This is a genomic window from Streptomyces sp. Da 82-17, assembly GCF_046098215.1.
In the GTDB taxonomy this organism is placed as follows: Bacteria; Actinomycetota; Actinomycetes; order Streptomycetales; family Streptomycetaceae; genus Streptomyces.
Genome location: NZ_JBJURH010000011.1, coordinates 1 through 14,298, shown reverse-complemented (window position 1 = coordinate 14,298; position 14,298 = coordinate 1). Strand labels below are relative to the sequence as shown.

General features: G+C 73.7%; 14 protein-coding genes and 1 pseudogene. 6 read left to right on the top strand and 9 right to left on the bottom strand.

Annotated elements, in window-relative coordinates:
• Positions 1-36: 36 nt before the first annotated feature.
• Together ACIDOF_RS20030 and ureA are read right to left on the bottom strand one after the other, a co-directional pair.
• Positions 37-1,722, bottom strand: a complete 1,686-nt coding sequence (locus ACIDOF_RS20030) for an urease subunit alpha (RefSeq protein ID WP_409007310.1) — start codon at positions 1,720-1,722, stop codon at positions 37-39.
• The gene (gene ureA, locus ACIDOF_RS20025) at positions 1,719-2,357 is read right to left on the bottom strand and encodes an urease subunit gamma (protein WP_409007309.1); all 639 of its coding nucleotides are present in this window, start codon (positions 2,355-2,357) and stop codon (positions 1,719-1,721) included. Before ureA ends, ACIDOF_RS20030 begins: the two co-directional genes overlap by 4 nt.
• Before the next feature lie 124 nt (positions 2,358-2,481).
• Between ureA and ACIDOF_RS20020 the strand changes: the two genes are divergently transcribed.
• Entirely contained in the window at positions 2,482-3,690 is a 1,209-nt protein-coding gene (locus tag ACIDOF_RS20020; RefSeq protein ID WP_409007308.1) for a PucR family transcriptional regulator, read from the top strand.
• Positions 3,691-3,699: 9 nt separating this feature from the next.
• Here ACIDOF_RS20020 and ACIDOF_RS20015 read toward each other — a convergent pair whose 3' ends face one another.
• Positions 3,700-5,340 carry a serine hydrolase gene (locus ACIDOF_RS20015; RefSeq protein ID WP_409007307.1) on the bottom strand — a complete coding sequence of 547 codons (1,641 nt, stop codon included), beginning with the start codon at positions 5,338-5,340 and terminating at the stop codon, positions 3,700-3,702.
• Positions 5,341-5,388: 48 nt separating this feature from the next.
• Entirely contained in the window at positions 5,389-6,075 is a 687-nt protein-coding gene (locus tag ACIDOF_RS20010; RefSeq protein WP_409007306.1) for a DUF998 domain-containing protein, read from the bottom strand.
• Positions 6,076-6,373: 298 nt separating this feature from the next.
• Here ACIDOF_RS20010 and ACIDOF_RS20005 point away from each other — a divergent pair, with 298 nt between their 5' ends.
• Together ACIDOF_RS20005 and ACIDOF_RS20000 are read left to right on the top strand one after the other, a co-directional pair.
• Complete coding sequence (locus ACIDOF_RS20005; protein ID WP_409007305.1) at positions 6,374-7,000, top strand: excalibur calcium-binding domain-containing protein; 627 nt, start codon at positions 6,374-6,376, stop codon at positions 6,998-7,000.
• A 123-nt stretch (positions 7,001-7,123) separates the two neighbouring features.
• Positions 7,124-8,590: an aminotransferase class I/II-fold pyridoxal phosphate-dependent enzyme gene (locus ACIDOF_RS20000; protein WP_409007304.1), complete on the top strand. Its 1,467-nt coding sequence runs from the start codon at positions 7,124-7,126 to the stop codon at positions 8,588-8,590.
• Between the two features lie 31 nt (positions 8,591-8,621).
• Here the strand turns inward: ACIDOF_RS20000 and ACIDOF_RS19995 are convergent, their stop codons facing one another.
• On the bottom strand, positions 8,622-9,056 hold the full coding sequence (locus ACIDOF_RS19995) for a VOC family protein (RefSeq protein WP_409007303.1): 435 nt from the start codon (positions 9,054-9,056) through the stop codon (positions 8,622-8,624).
• Between the two features lie 73 nt (positions 9,057-9,129).
• Here ACIDOF_RS19995 and ACIDOF_RS19990 point away from each other — a divergent pair.
• A pseudogene (locus tag ACIDOF_RS19990) lies at positions 9,130-9,498 on the top strand (fumarylacetoacetate hydrolase family protein); the annotation flags it as partial.
• A gap of 7 nt (positions 9,499-9,505) precedes the next feature.
• Here the strand turns inward: ACIDOF_RS19990 and ACIDOF_RS19985 are convergent.
• Positions 9,506-10,108 (bottom strand): TetR/AcrR family transcriptional regulator, encoded by a 603-nt coding sequence (locus ACIDOF_RS19985; protein WP_409007302.1) that lies wholly within the window; start codon positions 10,106-10,108, stop codon positions 9,506-9,508.
• A gap of 45 nt (positions 10,109-10,153) precedes the next feature.
• Between ACIDOF_RS19985 and ACIDOF_RS19980 the strand changes: the two genes are divergently transcribed.
• Together ACIDOF_RS19980 and ACIDOF_RS19975 are read left to right on the top strand one after the other, a co-directional pair.
• Positions 10,154-11,473 (top strand): oxygenase MpaB family protein, encoded by a 1,320-nt coding sequence (locus tag ACIDOF_RS19980; protein ID WP_409007301.1) that lies wholly within the window; start codon positions 10,154-10,156, stop codon positions 11,471-11,473.
• Between the two features lie 77 nt (positions 11,474-11,550).
• Complete coding sequence (locus ACIDOF_RS19975) at positions 11,551-11,976, top strand: VOC family protein (RefSeq protein ID WP_409007510.1); 426 nt, start codon at positions 11,551-11,553, stop codon at positions 11,974-11,976.
• A 13-nt stretch (positions 11,977-11,989) separates the two neighbouring features.
• On the opposite strand, the gene ACIDOF_RS19970 is transcribed toward ACIDOF_RS19975, so the two are convergent.
• From ACIDOF_RS19970 to ACIDOF_RS19960, 3 genes are all read right to left on the bottom strand, one after another.
• Complete coding sequence (locus ACIDOF_RS19970) at positions 11,990-12,964, bottom strand: zinc-dependent alcohol dehydrogenase family protein (protein ID WP_409007300.1); 975 nt, start codon at positions 12,962-12,964, stop codon at positions 11,990-11,992.
• 101 nt (positions 12,965-13,065) lie between these two features.
• The gene (locus ACIDOF_RS19965; RefSeq protein ID WP_409007509.1) at positions 13,066-13,659 is read right to left on the bottom strand and encodes a CBS domain-containing protein; all 594 of its coding nucleotides are present in this window, start codon (positions 13,657-13,659) and stop codon (positions 13,066-13,068) included.
• Between the two features lie 86 nt (positions 13,660-13,745).
• Positions 13,746-14,207, bottom strand: a complete 462-nt coding sequence (locus ACIDOF_RS19960) for a Crp/Fnr family transcriptional regulator (RefSeq protein ID WP_409007299.1) — start codon at positions 14,205-14,207, stop codon at positions 13,746-13,748.
• Between the last annotated feature and the right edge of the window lie 91 nt (positions 14,208-14,298).

Below are 14,298 nucleotides of genomic sequence, written 5' to 3'. Positions count from 1 at the left end.
TCAGCGGTCTCAGCGGTCTCAGCGGTTTCAGCGGATTCAGGCGAAGTGGTGCAGTTGCGCGAGCGGCAGCTCGGTGGCGGGCGGGGTTCCGGTCGGCACGCCGTCGACGAGGACGGGTGCGGGTTCGCGGGGCACGACCACCTGCGGGGTGGCGGTGTTGTGCAGCATGTCCGCGCGGTTCAGGCCCCGACTCCCCTGGATCGGGGCGTAGTCGAGGCCTTGCGGGAGGGCGGCGCGGGCGGCCCGGTCGTGCAGGGCGGCCGCGGCGACGAACACCTTGGCGAGCCGTGCGGGCGCGGCGCCGAGCGCACCGTAGTACGGGCGGTAGCGGCGCGGCTGCGTGAGGCGGGTGGAGCCGGAGCCGGAGCCGGTGTTGCCCCAGGCCACGAATCCGGACTTGATGACCAGCTCGGGCTTGCTGCCGAACCACTTGGGATCCCACAGCACCAGGTCCGCCATCCGCCCGGCCTGCACGGTGCCGACCTCGTGGGCGAGGCCATGGGCGACCGCCGGGTTGAGGGTGATCTTGGCGAGGTAGCGCAACACCCGTGCGTTCTCCGGCCGTTCGACTCCCCCGCCGCCGTTCGCCAGGGCCTGTACGTGGGCGAGCTGCCAGGTCCTGCGTACCGTCTCCGCGATGCGGCCCATGCCCATGGAGTCGGAGTTGACGATGGAGATCGCGCCGAGGTCGTGCAGGGCGTTCTCGGCGGCGATGGCGTGCCCGCGGATCCGGCCGCGCGAGATCGCCACGTCGGACGCGGAGTGGTGGTTCTGCCGGTGCACGGTCATCGTCATCGGGAACAGCTCGCCGACCGTGTTCGGGGTGTACGGGATCGTGGGCGTCGTCGACGACGGCAGGATGTGCGGCTCGGAGAGGATCTCCAGAAGGTCGGGGTGCCCGCCGCCGCCCTCGACGTGGTACGCGTGCACGGTACGGCCGCGCGTGGCGCCGACGGTGTCGCGGAGGTAGCCGGACTCGTTCATCGAGTCGGTGTGCAACGCGACCGGCAGATCGGCCTGTTCGGCGGTGTCGAGGCAGGTGTCGATGATCCGCGGGGTCGCCCCGAAGTCCTCGTGGATCTTGAAGCCGCCCGCCCCGGCGAAGGTGATCTCGTCGAGCAGCGCCCGCGAACTCGACGAACCCCGGGCCAGGAACGCGATGTTGAGGGGCGTGCCCTGCCAGGCGCTCATCAGGGTGTGCAGATTGTGCGCGGGGTTGCAGCCGATCTCCCATACCCCGCCGAGGCCCATCCCGACGAGGGTGGTGACCCCGGCGGACAGCGCGGCCGGGGCGACCTCCGGCGAGGACAGGTGGACATGGCTGTCGACCACGCCGGGCGTCGCGATCAGCCCCTCCCCCGGCACGACCGAGGTGTGCGAGTCGATGGCGTACGACACGTCCATCACGTCCGGGTTGCCGACCCCGCCGACGGCGACGATCCGCCCGTCCTTGACGCCGATGTCGGTCTTGCGCACGCCCAGCGCCGGGTCCATGAGGACGACCCCGGCGACCACCATGTCGAGCGCCGAGTCGCGGTCCGAGCGGGGCGAGGCGAGCAGCCCGTCGCGCACCGTCTTGCCGCAGCCGCCGAGGAGTTCGTCGCCCGGCGTGCCGTCGTCGGCCTCGACCTCCACCCACAGGCAGGTGTCGCCGAGCCGGATCCGGTCCCCGGTGGTGGGCCCGTACAGCGCTTGGTACGTGCGGCGGTCGACGCTGGTCATGCGCGCTCCTGGGTCGGGTGGGCCGGGCGGTCCGTGCCGGTGGTCCTGCGGTCGGCGGGGACGAGGACGACGTCGCGTTCCTCGCCGGGCTCGAACGCGAGGGCCGTCCCGGCGGGGATGTCGAGCCGCAGCCCGCGCGCGGCCTCCCGGTCGAGGTCGAGGGCGCGGTTGGCCTCGTGCAGCGGGTAGTGCGAGGAGACGTAGACGACGGTGTCGCCGGTGTTGCGGACGGTGAGGGTGGTACGGGGGCGGCCCACGTTGATGGGGACGGGGGCGTCGGCGGTGCGGACGGCGCCGGGCGGCGGCGACGTGGGCGGTTCGGCGGACGGGGGCGGACCGATGGGTCGGTCCACCGCGACCAGCGCCGTGCCGCTCGGGAACAGCGCCTCGACCTGCACGGTCGTCACGATCCCGGCGACCCCCTCCATCACGTCGTCCGTGGTGAGGACCCGGCCCGCCGCCTCGATCACGTCGTCGAGACTCAGCCCGTCCCAGGCGGCCTCCAGGATCTCGTCGCAGATCAGCGCGATGGCCTCGGGGGCGTTGAGGCGGCGGCCGCGGGCGCGGCGGCGGCGCGCGAGTTCGGCCACGGTGAACAGCTGCAGCCGTTCCTGTTCGCGAGGGGTCACGTGCACGGTCGAGCAGCCCTCCTGGTCGGCGGGACCCGGGCGTACGGCCGCGGGACTGCCTCAGCTTGGGCGGCCGAGGCTGCGAAGCCAACGTTGAAACATCGCCCGTGCGGCGCCCAGAATTGGGCACATGCACAGTGCCCGGGGCCAGGACCCCACACTGCCCGCCCCCTCGGCCCGGATCGCGGAGCTCGCGGGCCAGTGCCTGGACAACATCGACGGGCTCATCGGGGACTGGCTCGACATGGTCCGCCCGGTGCGCAGCTCGTACGCGGACCGGGTGCCGGACACGCAGTTCCGCGACTCGGCGTGGCAGGCCTTCGAGCTGCTGCTTCGCACCGTCGCGCAGTTGCCGGTGCCGCCGCACATCGCCGACGTGTCCCGCAGAGTCGGCGAGGACCGCGCACTGCAGGGCGTCCCGCTGGACTCGCTCCTGGACGCCGCGCGGCTCGACTTCCGCGTGGTGTGGGCGGCGCTCGTGAAGCGGGCCGACCCGGGCGACATGACCGAACTCGTGGGCTCCGCCTACCACGTGTGGGAAGCCGTCGAGGGCCATGTCACAGGGATCATGACGGCGTATCAGCGCACGGTCCTGGAGATGGGGCGGCGCGAGGCGGACGAGCGGCGCATGTGGTTCGCGCGCCTGCTGGAGAGCGAGGGCCGCAACCCTACGGTCGTACGGGACGCAGGGCTCGCCCTCGGGTTCGCGGCGGACGGCCGGTTCCTGTGCGCGGCGTCCTCCGCGGCGGCGGGCCCGGGGCTGCACCAGGCGGCGGTGGCGCTGCGGGCGGCGGGGGCGCCGGTGCAGCAGCAGATGGTGGGCGGGGACGCGGTGCTCGTCGTACAGCTGGGCCGGCAGACCACGCCCGAGCGGGTGGGGGAGCTGCTCGCCGGATCACCCTCGGGGATCGCTCCCCCGGTGGCGGGGCTGGCCGGGGTGCCGCGGTCGACAGGGCTCGCGGTGGCGACGGCCCAGGTGCTGCCGCCGGACGCGGACGCGCCCCGGCTCCTGGAGGACTGCTGGCTCGACGTACTGGCGCACCGCGCGGGCGACTTCGCGCACGACCTCGCCGACGACGTCCTCGGCGGCCTCGACGACCCGGCCGTCTCACGCGCGGAGGCCGACCGCCTCCTGGAGACGGTACGGACACATCTGGAGGGCAGCGGCTCCATCGCGGAGACCGCCGAGGCCCTCTACTGCCACCGCAACACGATCCAGCACCGCTTCACCCGCTTCCACACCCTCACCGGCCGCGACCCCCGCCGCCCCACGGACGCGGCCCTGATCACCCTGGCCCTGCGCGCCCGCAGAACCCCGAGGGCGGGCAGCGGGACGTGACGGCCGGGCTCACTTCCTGGTGAACGTCCCCAGCCCGTTCATGTTCAGGTTTTCCACCTCGACCTCGGCCGCGCGGCCCTCCGTCGTCACGTCGAAGGTCACGCCGGAGCGGCCCACCGCGTTCTCGCCCGTCGTCGCGTAGCTGAACGTGTCGCCGTCGTAGTGGCGGAGGGGGAACCGCTGTTTCTTCGGGCCGAGTTGCATCACCAGGTCGTCGCCCTTGGCGGTGACCGTCATCGGGCCGTAGTAGTCGTTCTCGTACGTGCCGGTGTACGCGTCGGACTTCCGTGCGGGGGCGGGTTCGGCCGGGGGCTTGGCGTAGTCGGTCTCGGAGCGTTCGCCCTCGGCGGCCTGTCGGAGGAGGGGGCCGATGAACTTCAGCCAGTCGACGGTGGGGCCGCCCGTCTGCGCCGTGTCGAGGAACGTGCCGGCGACCGCCTCGGGCACGCCGACGGGTGAGCCGTTGGTGAGGACGACGATGCCGAGCTTCTCGGAGGGCAGCAGCGTGACGTTGGTGGCCGCGCCGAGGGCGAACGCGCCGGAGTGGCTGAGCTTGAGCCTGCCCTGGTCGTCGTAGCCGACGTTCCAGCCGAGCCCGTAGAAGCCGGTGCGGCCGGCCGGGGCGTGCGGCGGCTCGGAGACGATGTGCGGGAGGTGCGTCTCGTCGAGGGCGGCGCCGTCGACGACCTGCTCGCCGTCGAACTTGCCGTTGTCCAGCTGGAGTCGGAGCCACTTCGTCATGTCGCGGACGGTGGAGCTCGCCCCGCCGGCCGGGCTCTGGGCGTCGGCGTCCCGCACGTACCGGGCCTGCCATGTGTCGCCGTTCCTCACATGCCCGACGGCCTTGTTCTCCGCCTTCTCGTAGTCGGCGAACGAGGAGCTGGTGTCGTCCATGCCGAGCGGCCGGTACACCTGGTCCGCGGAGAGCTTCTCCCAGCTCGTGCCCGCCGCCCGCGCGACGGCGACGGCGGCTTCGGTGAGCCCGAAGTTGGTGTACGCGTAGCTGGCGCGGAACGGCGAGAGCGGCTCGTAGCGGAGGCGTTCCAGGATGTACGAGCGGTCGTAGCCGAGGTCCTCCAGGAGGTCCCCGGCGTGGTCGGGCAGGCCGCTGCGGTGCGCGAACAGGTCGGCGAGCGTGACGTGTTCGGTGACCCAGCGGTCCTTGAGCGCGAAGCCCGGGCTGTGCTTGACGACCGGGTCGTCCCAGGCGACGGTCTTGTCCCCGACGGCCCCCGCGACGACGGTCGACGCGAGCGGCTTGGACACCGAGGCGAGCTGGAACACGGTGTCGGCTCCGACCTCGCCCTTCGCCCCGGCCTTCCGCACGCCGAACCCCTTCTCGTACAGCACCTCCCCGTCGTGGACCACGCCGACGGCGACGCCGGGCACGCCGGTCCTGCGCATCGCGTCCCGTACGACCCCGTCGAGCTTGTCCACGGCCGCGTCGACCTTCGCGCGCGTGAGGCGCGGGGGCGGCTGGGCGGGCGGGACGGTCGGCAGCGGCGTGGGCTCGGCGGCGGGCCGTTCGGCGAGGGCGGCCGTGGAGGTGTCGGTGGGGCCCGAGCAGCCGGCTCCGGCGAGGGCGGCCGCCAGGGAGAGGGCAGCGGCGCGGCGGAGGCGCCGGTGGGGCGCCGGGTCGAGGCGGGACATGTTCTCAGTGAAGGTCCTGCCCCGGGGGCTGTCCCTTCGACGTGCCATTCAGGTGACGTCGTCCCGCGAGGCGTCGTCCCGCGAGGCGTCGCGCGGGCCGGTCCAACGTCGCGGCCGGGCGGGCGGCTCGCGGCGCAGGCAGGAGAGCACGACCACGAGCGGCCAGACGGTCTGCACGGCGGTGAGGACGCGTTCGGCCACGCCGTCGGCCCCGTGCCGGTGCAGCTCGCCGAGGAACCAGAGCGCTCCGGCGCCCATCGACAGGCACACCACGAGCGACACCGAAAGGCGCAGCGCCCACGGCACGGCCCGCCCCCGCGCGCTCGCGTCCGTGTTCGCGCTCGCGCTCGCGCTCGCGGCGAGTACGGGCCACACCGCCATGAGCGCGAAGCCGACGCCCACGACCCAGCCGTGCGTCAGCGAGCCCCCGCTCCGCGGCACCGGCGCGAGCGCCATCCCGATCACCGCGAGCCCACCGCAGCCGAGGGCCACCCGCCCGGGCGTCGCCGCGAGCCGCAGCCCGTACGCGGTCACCACATGGCACACCCCCAGCGCGACGAGGGCGACGGTCAACACCCCGCGCCCGGCGGCCCCGTCGGCCGCGAGCACGCTGATGGTCTCCGTGGCCGGGTCGTACCCGGGCCCCTCGAGCACCGCCGCCACGGCCCACCCGCCGACCAGGAACAACGGGGCACACGCGGACGAGACGACGGCCCACCAGGGAAGGAACCTCATCGGAACACCATAATTTTCCGCAAGCCACGCATCGCGTACATCCGCAGCCCGCACATCCGCTCCGCGCACCCCCGCTCCGCGCCCGCTCCGGAAACCCGGGGATTCCTTGCTGATTGGACGGGTGCTCGGCCCCGGCGCAACCTGAGAGGAGAAGTGCCAGGTCTCGAGGTGGTACCCGTGAGTCGCCGTACTGTTCGCACGGGGGTCCCGGCCCTGCTGGCGGCCGGGGCGGTCGGTGGAGTGCTCGTCCTCTCCGGCTGCGGGGGCGACGGGTCGGGGGGGCGGCGCACCGCCCACCGTGACCCGGACCGTCACGACCGCGCCGGCCTCGCCCGAGGCGCAGCCCTCCACGCCCCGGCCCGCCTCGCCGAAGCCGACCGTGCCGAAGCCGACCGCCCCCGCGCCCTCGACGCCCGAGCGCCCCGCTCCCCCGCCGCCTTCCGCGCCCGCGCCCGCGCCGACGGCCGACGCGGCGGGTGTCGTGCGCGCGTACTTCGCCGCGATCAACGCGCAGGAGTACCGGCGTGCCTGGGACCTCGGCGGCAGGAACCTCGCCGGGTCGTTCCGGGTGTTCGTCGACGGCTTCGCCACCACCGCCCACGACGACGTCCGGATCCTCGGCGTGGCCGGGCCGACCGTGTCGGTCCGGCTGGTGGCCACGCAGACGGACGGCTCGGTGAAGGTGTTCGAGGGGACGTACGAGGTGCGGGGCGGGGTGATCGTCGGCGCCGACGTGCGTGAGACGCCGGGCACGGAACCGGCGCCGGGTGCGTCGTCCCCGTACTACCCGGACTGCGACGCAGCACGGGCCGACGGGGTCGCGCCGCTCCAGCAGGGCGAGCCCGGATACGCGCCGCATCTCGACCGCGACGACGACGGCGAGGCCTGCGAGCCGTACGTGGACTACGAGCCGGACGGGCAGTGAGCAGCTCGGGGCGGGGCGCGGCCTGGGCCGATGAGCGGCAGGCGCGCGCGGGGCGGCGCCCGCGTTCACCCGCCCGGCCCGCCGTGCCGTTTCTCCGTGCCGGGGCGAGGGCAATCGGACCGCATGGATCAGTCGAAAGCGCCCGTACTGGAAGCTCTGGCGGCCTACCACGCCGAGGGGCAGACGCCCTTCACGCCGCCCGGCCACAAGCAGGGGCGGGGCGCCGATCCGCGGGTGCGGGACGTGCTCGGGGAGGCCGTGTTCCGTTCGGACGTGCTGGCGATCAGCGGCCTCGACGACCGGAGGTCCGGGCACGGCGTGCTCGACGAGGCGCAGGCCCTGATGGCGGACGCGGTCGGCGCCGAGCACACGTTCTTCTCGACGTGCGGCAGCTCCCTGTCGGTGAAGTCGGCGATGCTGGCGGTCGCCGGACCGTACGAGAAGCTGCTCGTCGGCCGGGACGTGCACAAGTCGGTGGTGTCCGGCCTGATCCTGTCGGGCATCCGGCCCGTGTGGGTCGACCCGCAGTGGGACGCCCGGCTGCACCTGGCGCATCCGCCCGCCGCGGCGGCGTTCGCGGAGGCGTTCGCCGCGCATCCGGACGCGCGCGGCGCGCTCGTCACCTCGCCCACGCCGTACGGGGCTTGCGCCGATCTGGCCGCGATCGCCGAGGTCTGCCACGAGCGCGGCAGGCCGCTGATCGTCGACGAGGCGTGGGGCGCGCACCTGCCGTTCCACCCCGCGCTGCCGACGTGGGCGATGGACGCGGGCGCGGACGTCTGCGTGACGTCGGTGCACAAGATGGGCTCGGGCCTGGAGCAGGGCTCGGTGTTCCACCTCCAGGGCGACCTTCTCGCGCCCGAGGTGCTGCGGAACCGCGAGGACCTGCTCGGCACGACCAGCCCGTCCGTGCTCCTGTACGCCGCGATGGACGGCTGGCGGCGCCAGATGGTCGAGCGGGGCGGCGAGCTGTACGACGACGCGCTGGCGCTGGCCGCGTCCGTACGGGCCGAGATCGACGCGATCGACGGGATGCGGGTGCACGGCCGGGAGGACTTCTGCGGCCCGGGCCTGGCCGCCGACCTGGACCCGCTGCAGATCATCGTCGACGTGTCGGAGCTGGGTACGACGGGCTACCGCGCGACCGACTGGATCCGCGAGCACCACCAGGTCAACCTGCACCTGGCCGACCACCGCCGGCTCAACGCCCAGCTCACGCACGCCGATGACGAGCACACCGCCCGCGTCCTGCTCACGGCTCTGCGCGACGTCGCGGCGCACGCGGACGAGCTGCGGCCGGCCGGGCGGGTCGAGGTCCCGGACCCGGACCGGCTGCGCCTGGAACAGGTGCTGCTGCCGCGGGACGCGTTCTTCGGGCGGACCGAGCAGGTGCCGTCGGAGGAGGCGTCCGGCCGGATCGCCGCGGAGATGCTCACCCCGTACCCGCCGGGCATCCCCACCGCGCTGCCCGGCGAGCGCCTCAACAAGGACGTGCTGCGCTATCTGCGGACGGGTGTGGACGCGGGGATGGTCGTGCCGGACGCGGTGGACACGAAGGTCGCGAGCGTGCGGGTCGTGGCGGAGGACTGAGTCCCGGTCCCGCGGAGGCCGTCCGGTCGGGTCAGTCGAGGCAGAACTCGTTGCCCTCGATGTCCTGCATGACGATGCACGACTCGTTCTCCTCGTCCGCGTACAGGGTCCGCTGGTGTGCGGCGCCGAGTGCGGTCAGGCGGTCGCACTCGGCCTGCAGCGTGGCGAGGCGTTCGTCGCCGACGAGGCCGGTGCCGGCCCGTACGCAGAGGTGCACCCGGTTCTTGACGACCTTGCCCTCGGGCACCCGCTGGAAGAGCAGCCGCGGCCCCACACCGGACGGGTCGCTGCACGCGAAGTACTGCACCTTCTTCTCGGGCGGAAGTGAGCCGTGGTACTCCTCCCAGGTGGCGAAGCCCTCCGGGACCGGCGGCAGCACGTATCCGAGGACCTCGCACCAGAAGGCGGCGAGGCGCCCGGGGTCGGCGCAGTCGAAGGTGACTTGGAACTGCTTGATCGATGACATTCGGCGCACGATAGCAGGGCCGTCCGCCCTCAACTCGGCGTGCCGGAGGCCCTGTTGACGCGCTGCCGCGCCAGCCGTCGAAGTGTGGGCCGGGCTCGGCCCCTGCAAGGGCAAGGACACGGCCACCAGCCTCGGCCCGTGCCTGGTGACCGGCGAGGTGACCGGCAACGACCTTCTGTCCCGCACGAGTTGGACCTTCGAGGAGCTGACCGCGTACGCCTCGCGCGGCACCCGGGTCGTCCCCGGCGATGTCCTCGGCTCCGGCACGTGCGGCGGCGGCTGTCTCGCCGAGCTCTGGGGCCGCGGCAGCGCCCTGCCACCGCTGCGGTCCGGCGACACGGTGACGCTCACCGTCGAGGGGCTCGGCTCCCTCACCAACACGGTCGTTCCCGGCACGGAACCGGTGCCGGTGCCGCGGGCGCGCAGGCGGTCCCGGGCGCGCGGGCAGGTCAGGCTCTCGCCGGGGCGCCCGTCACGTACCCGCTCGCCAGCAGCGTCAGCTCCTCGACCAGCAACTCCCTTGGTATAGCGGGCCGTTCGAGGACCCAGCGGACGGCGAGCGCCTCCATCGCGGCGACCAGCACCCACGAGCGGACGGCGCCGCTGCGCCCGGCCGGTCCGGCACGGCCGGCGAGGTAGGCGGAGGCGAGGTCCTGGATGCGGCGGCGCAGGGCGTGGAGGTGGGCCTCGCTGTAGCGGGGCGGGACCTCCTCGACGACAACGCGAAGCAGTTGCGAGTCCCGCTCCATCGCGGAGAGCAGCGCCTCCACGGTGTGCGGGATCAGCCGCTCGGGCGGGTCGGCGATGTGGTCGGCGAGGCAGGCCGTCACACGGTCGCCGGTCCGCGCCCAGAAGCGTTCCATCAGTACGGCGATCAGCTCGTCCTTGTTGCTGAAGTACTGGTAGAGCGAGCCCGGGCTGATGCCCGCCGCGTCGGCCACGCGGGTGGTCGCGAAGCGTGCGTACCCGTCGCGGGAGAGCACCGACTCGCCTGCGGCGACGATGCGTTCGACCATTCTGCGGGACCGGTCCTGCCGGGGCTCCTTCCGCATGACGCGAATGGTATGCGAGGCGGGATTCGCGTTACAACGGAACGTATGACGGACCCCACGACACCCCTCGGCTCCGGGCCACAACCCGTCCGTACCGCACACGGCACTCCCCGTGCCGCACACGGCATCCCCGGTACCGCGCACGGCTTTCCCCGTCGCTTCCGGGAGGCGGAGGCGCGCGGTCGCCGGATCGCGCGGGGGCTGTTCCTGTTCGCCGACATCGACAAGGACGTCGACGAGGCGCTGATGGAGCGGGTGGGCGGCGCGCTGATGGAACGCGACGAGGCGGGCGCCGCGCTCGCCGAGGCGCTGCGGCTGCCGCCCGGCGCCCCGGGGCGCGTCACGCACGGGCAGCTCGCCGGGGCGCTGGCCGCGGCCCCGGACGTGCCCGCGGACCTGCCGCCCGCGCTGCGGGACTTCCTCGCGCCCGCCCTGACCGTGCCGGAGTGGGTGGACCGGGCACGCGTCGAGCGGGGCGCGGCGGCCTACCGCTATCTGGGCCGCAACGCGGGCGACGTGCTGACGCTGCTGTCCCTGATCGGCGGCTACCGGTTCGGCGGGCCGCCCGAACTCCTCGTGCTCACGGGCGGGTTGACCGGCGGTTCGACGCTGCGGCGCCTCGGCGAGACGACGAAGTGGGCCAACGCCGTGACCCGCCCCGGCGGCCTGTGGCCCGGCGCGGAGGGCTGGCGGCTCACGGTGCACGTACGGGCCATGCACGCCCTGGTGAACGCCCGCTTCGCGCCCCGCTGGGACACGGCACGCTGGGGCCACCCCGTCAACCAGGCCGACCAGGCGGGCACGCTCGGCCTGTTCGACGCGACGGTGATCGTCGGCTGCCTCGGCCTCGGCGTGCGCCTGACGCGCGGGCAGCGGGACGACCTGATGCATCTGTGGCGGTACGTGGGGTGGCTGATGGGCGTCGCGCCGGAGTGGCTGACGGACGACGAGAACACGCGGCACCGCCTCAACCACCACATCCTGCTCGCGGCGGCCGGGCAGACGCAGGCCGGCCGCGACCTGGCCCGGCAGACCCTGGACGCCCAGGCGGAACGGGACTTCGGGCACCGCGGCCCGGCCGTGCAGCGGCTCCGGCAGCGGTACGAGCGGGCCCGGCAGGCGAGCCTCCTCACCGTCTTCGTGGGCCGCGCGGGCATGCGGGAGCTGGGGTTGCGGAGCCGGCTGCCGTGGGCTTTGCTGCTGTCCCTCGCGGAGAACACGGTGCGGTACCGGATCCTCGGACTGCTGCCGGGCGGCCGCCGACGCCTGGAACGCCACGGAGCGCGGGTGCAGGACCGGCAGTTGGCGTCGATGTTCCCCGACGGGCCCGCGGAGGTGGGGCGACTGCCGGGGGCGGAGGGCTGACGGCGGGCTGACGTCGTCCAAAGGACGGAGCATGGTACGCAACGTACGAGGAAGGGGCCCCTGTGGCTGTGCAGCGGATGGACAACGTGGGCATCGTCGTCGACGACCTGGAGGCCGCCGTGGCCTTCTTCACCGAGCTCGGCCTGGAGTTGGAGGGCGAGGCGGAGCTCGAAGGGGTCGTGCCGGACCGGATGCTCGGCCTCGACGGGGTCCGCAGCGCCATCGCGATGATGCGCACCCCGGACGGGCACGGAAAGCTGGAGCTGACGACGTTCCACCACCCCGAGGCGATCACGGCCGTGCCGCTCGCCCCGCCGCCGCACACGCTCGGCCTGCACCGCGTCATGTTCGCCGTCGACGACATCGACGACACGATCGCCCGCCTCCGCCGCCACGGCGCCGAACTCCTCGGCGAGGTCGCGGAGTACGAGAACGTCTACCGGCTGTGCAACCTGCGCGGCCCGGCGGGCATCATCGTCGCCCTCGCCCAACGGATCGGCTGAGGGAGCTGGGCGGTCACCGCTGCGGGTCGATGAGCAGCTTCCCGGGGTGGCCGGCCCGCGGTCCCTTGAGGTGGTCGACGAGTTCGGTGAGTCCGAGGCTGGTCTCCACGGGTGTACGCAGCCGACCTCGCCGCAGCCGCTCGAAGACGGGCGCGAACAGCTCGGGCAGATGGCGGCCGTGGTGTCCGCCGTCCCGCTGGACGATGTCGCGCAGCCGGAACAGCTCGACTCTGCTGAGCGGGCCGTCGGCGGGCAGCGGGGTGCCGGACAGCAGCCCGTAGTGCACGAACACGCCGTCCTCGCCGGTGAGTTCGAGCACGTCGCCGCCGACCGGGCCGCCGACGCAGTCGAAGACGAGGTCGACGCCCCGCGCCCCGCCGAACGCCCGCAGCTCGTCCCGCCAGCCCGGGGTGTCGGTGCGCACGATTGCCTGCCACAGCGCCGGATCGGCCACGTCCCGCCCCGGCGTTCCCCGTACGACGCCGACCGGCGCGAGGCCCCGCTCGGCGAGCAGTTCGGCGAGGTGCCCGGCGATGGTCGAGGTGGCCGCCGTGATCACGACGGTGCGCACGCCGGGCCGGCAGTACCGGTCGACCATCAGGTGGGCGGTGAGCGGGTTGACGTACGCGAAGCAGGCGACGTCGTCGGGCAGGTCGTCCGGCACGGGCACGCACCAGGAGTGGTCGAGCCGCTTGTACTGCTGCCAGGCGCCCGCCGACCCGAGCGGCAGCACCCGCCGCCCGACCGCAGCAGCCGGCACTCCCGGCCCGGCGGCGTCGACCACGCCGACGCCCTCGAACCCGGGGACCATCGGGAACGTGGTCCGCGACCCGTACGCCCCGGAGACGGTCACCGCGTCGGACGGGTTCACGGTGGCGGCCAGCATCCGCACGACCACCTCACCCGGCCCGGGCGCCTCGTGCCTTCCCGACTCCCGCAGACGCAACACGTCCGCGAGCCGCCCCGGCCCTTCGGCGACAACCCCCAACAACCCCCGGCCTCCTCACCGCCGCACTCCCGGACCCCTCGCGTCCGCCCAGAACGGCACATCCTACGAGGCCCCGCCGAGCCCCGGTGGGGCACCGGACTTCACCCCTCCCCCAGCTCCATCCGTACGTCCACCACGCCCTCGACCGTGCGGAGCACCCTCGCGACGAGGGGGACGAGGGAGCGGTCGCGCAGGGGGCCGCGGAGGATCGCTATGCCGTCGCGGACCGTGACGTCGATGCGGCGCGGGAGGCGGAGTTCGTCGAGGGCACGGTGGACCTCCGCCTCGATCTCCTGGTCGGGGCGGAGGAACACCTTGAGGAGGTCGCTCCGGCTCACGATCCCCTCCAGGAGGCCGACGTCGTTCACGACCGGCAGCTGCTTGACCGCGTTGCGGGCCATCGTGCGGGCCGCCTCCGGCAGGGGCGCCTGCGGGCGGATCGTGACGGCGGGGCTCGACATGAGGTCCTCGACGAGCACGGCGGCCGCCTTCACCGCTTCGCGGAGCTGCTCCGGCAGGCGCGGGTCCTCCTGCCGGAACTCCTCCTTCGGCAGCAGGTCCGCCTCGGTCACGACGCCCACGACCCGCCCTTCCCCTTCGAGCACGGGCAGCGCCCCGACGTTCCACTGCTGCATCAGCTCGACGGCCTCCCGGTACGAGGCGTCACGGCCGACGGCGACCGCGGTGTGCGACATGACGTCGCTGACGGTGAACCGCTGCGGGCGGTCCACGGTCGTCCCGCCCGTCTCCCGGGTGCCCGGTCCGTCCGGCGTACGCATCGTCAGACCGCGCTTCCGCTGCCGTGCGGCGCGTACAGGTCGAGCAGCCGTACGCGGGTCGCCTGCAGGCGGCCGGCGAGGATCTGGCCGACCCAGTTCGCGACGGCGCAGCCGAAGGCCAGGTCGGCGTCCATGAGCATGCGGACGTTCCGCGCGTCGAACTCGTACGTCCGTACCGGAGTGGTGGCCACCGCGTCGAGCTGCCAGCGGAACGGCGGGTAGAGCCAGGACCAGCCCACGAGGTCGCCGGTGCCGAGGTCGTCGATGTCCGCCGGGCGCCGGCCGGGGACGCGGATCTGCAGGGAGACGGCGCCGGACCGCACGATCCAGAACTTGTCCGCGCGCCCTCCTTCGGTGAACAGCCTTGTCTCCTCGGGGTGGTTGACCTTCTCGGCGAGTTCCAGGAGCCGGTTGCGGTACGTCACGGGGAGGGTGCTGATCGAGGTCGGCATGGGTGAGCGCATGGGAGCCTCCGTTCCTCTTCCCCTCCCAGTGTGGGACGACGACCGCGGCTCGGCCCGCTGTCATCGCCCTGTGCCCGGTGCGCCCGGCACC

What these genes read in the sequence shown, in the direction of transcription:
- ACIDOF_RS20030 (WP_409007310.1), bottom strand. Translation starts at nt 1,722, where the DNA reads ATGACCAGCGTCGACCGCCGCACGTACCAAGCGCTGTACGGGCCCACC.
- ACIDOF_RS20020 (WP_409007308.1), top strand. Translation starts at nt 2,482, where the DNA reads ATGCACAGTGCCCGGGGCCAGGACCCCACACTGCCCGCCCCCTCGGCC.
- ACIDOF_RS20015 (WP_409007307.1), bottom strand. Translation starts at nt 5,340, where the DNA reads ATGTCCCGCCTCGACCCGGCGCCCCACCGGCGCCTCCGCCGCGCCGCT.
- ACIDOF_RS20010 (WP_409007306.1), bottom strand. Translation starts at nt 6,075, where the DNA reads ATGAGGTTCCTTCCCTGGTGGGCCGTCGTCTCGTCCGCGTGTGCCCCG.
- ACIDOF_RS20000 (WP_409007304.1), top strand. Translation starts at nt 7,124, where the DNA reads ATGGATCAGTCGAAAGCGCCCGTACTGGAAGCTCTGGCGGCCTACCAC.
- ACIDOF_RS19995 (WP_409007303.1), bottom strand. Translation starts at nt 9,056, where the DNA reads ATGTCATCGATCAAGCAGTTCCAAGTCACCTTCGACTGCGCCGACCCC.
- ACIDOF_RS19985 (WP_409007302.1), bottom strand. Translation starts at nt 10,108, where the DNA reads ATGCGGAAGGAGCCCCGGCAGGACCGGTCCCGCAGAATGGTCGAACGC.
- ACIDOF_RS19980 (WP_409007301.1), top strand. Translation starts at nt 10,154, where the DNA reads ATGACGGACCCCACGACACCCCTCGGCTCCGGGCCACAACCCGTCCGT.
- ACIDOF_RS19975 (WP_409007510.1), top strand. Translation starts at nt 11,551, where the DNA reads ATGGACAACGTGGGCATCGTCGTCGACGACCTGGAGGCCGCCGTGGCC.
- ACIDOF_RS19965 (WP_409007509.1), bottom strand. Translation starts at nt 13,659, where the DNA reads ATGTCGCACACCGCGGTCGCCGTCGGCCGTGACGCCTCGTACCGGGAG.
- ACIDOF_RS19960 (WP_409007299.1), bottom strand. Translation starts at nt 14,207, where the DNA reads ATGCGCTCACCCATGCCGACCTCGATCAGCACCCTCCCCGTGACGTAC.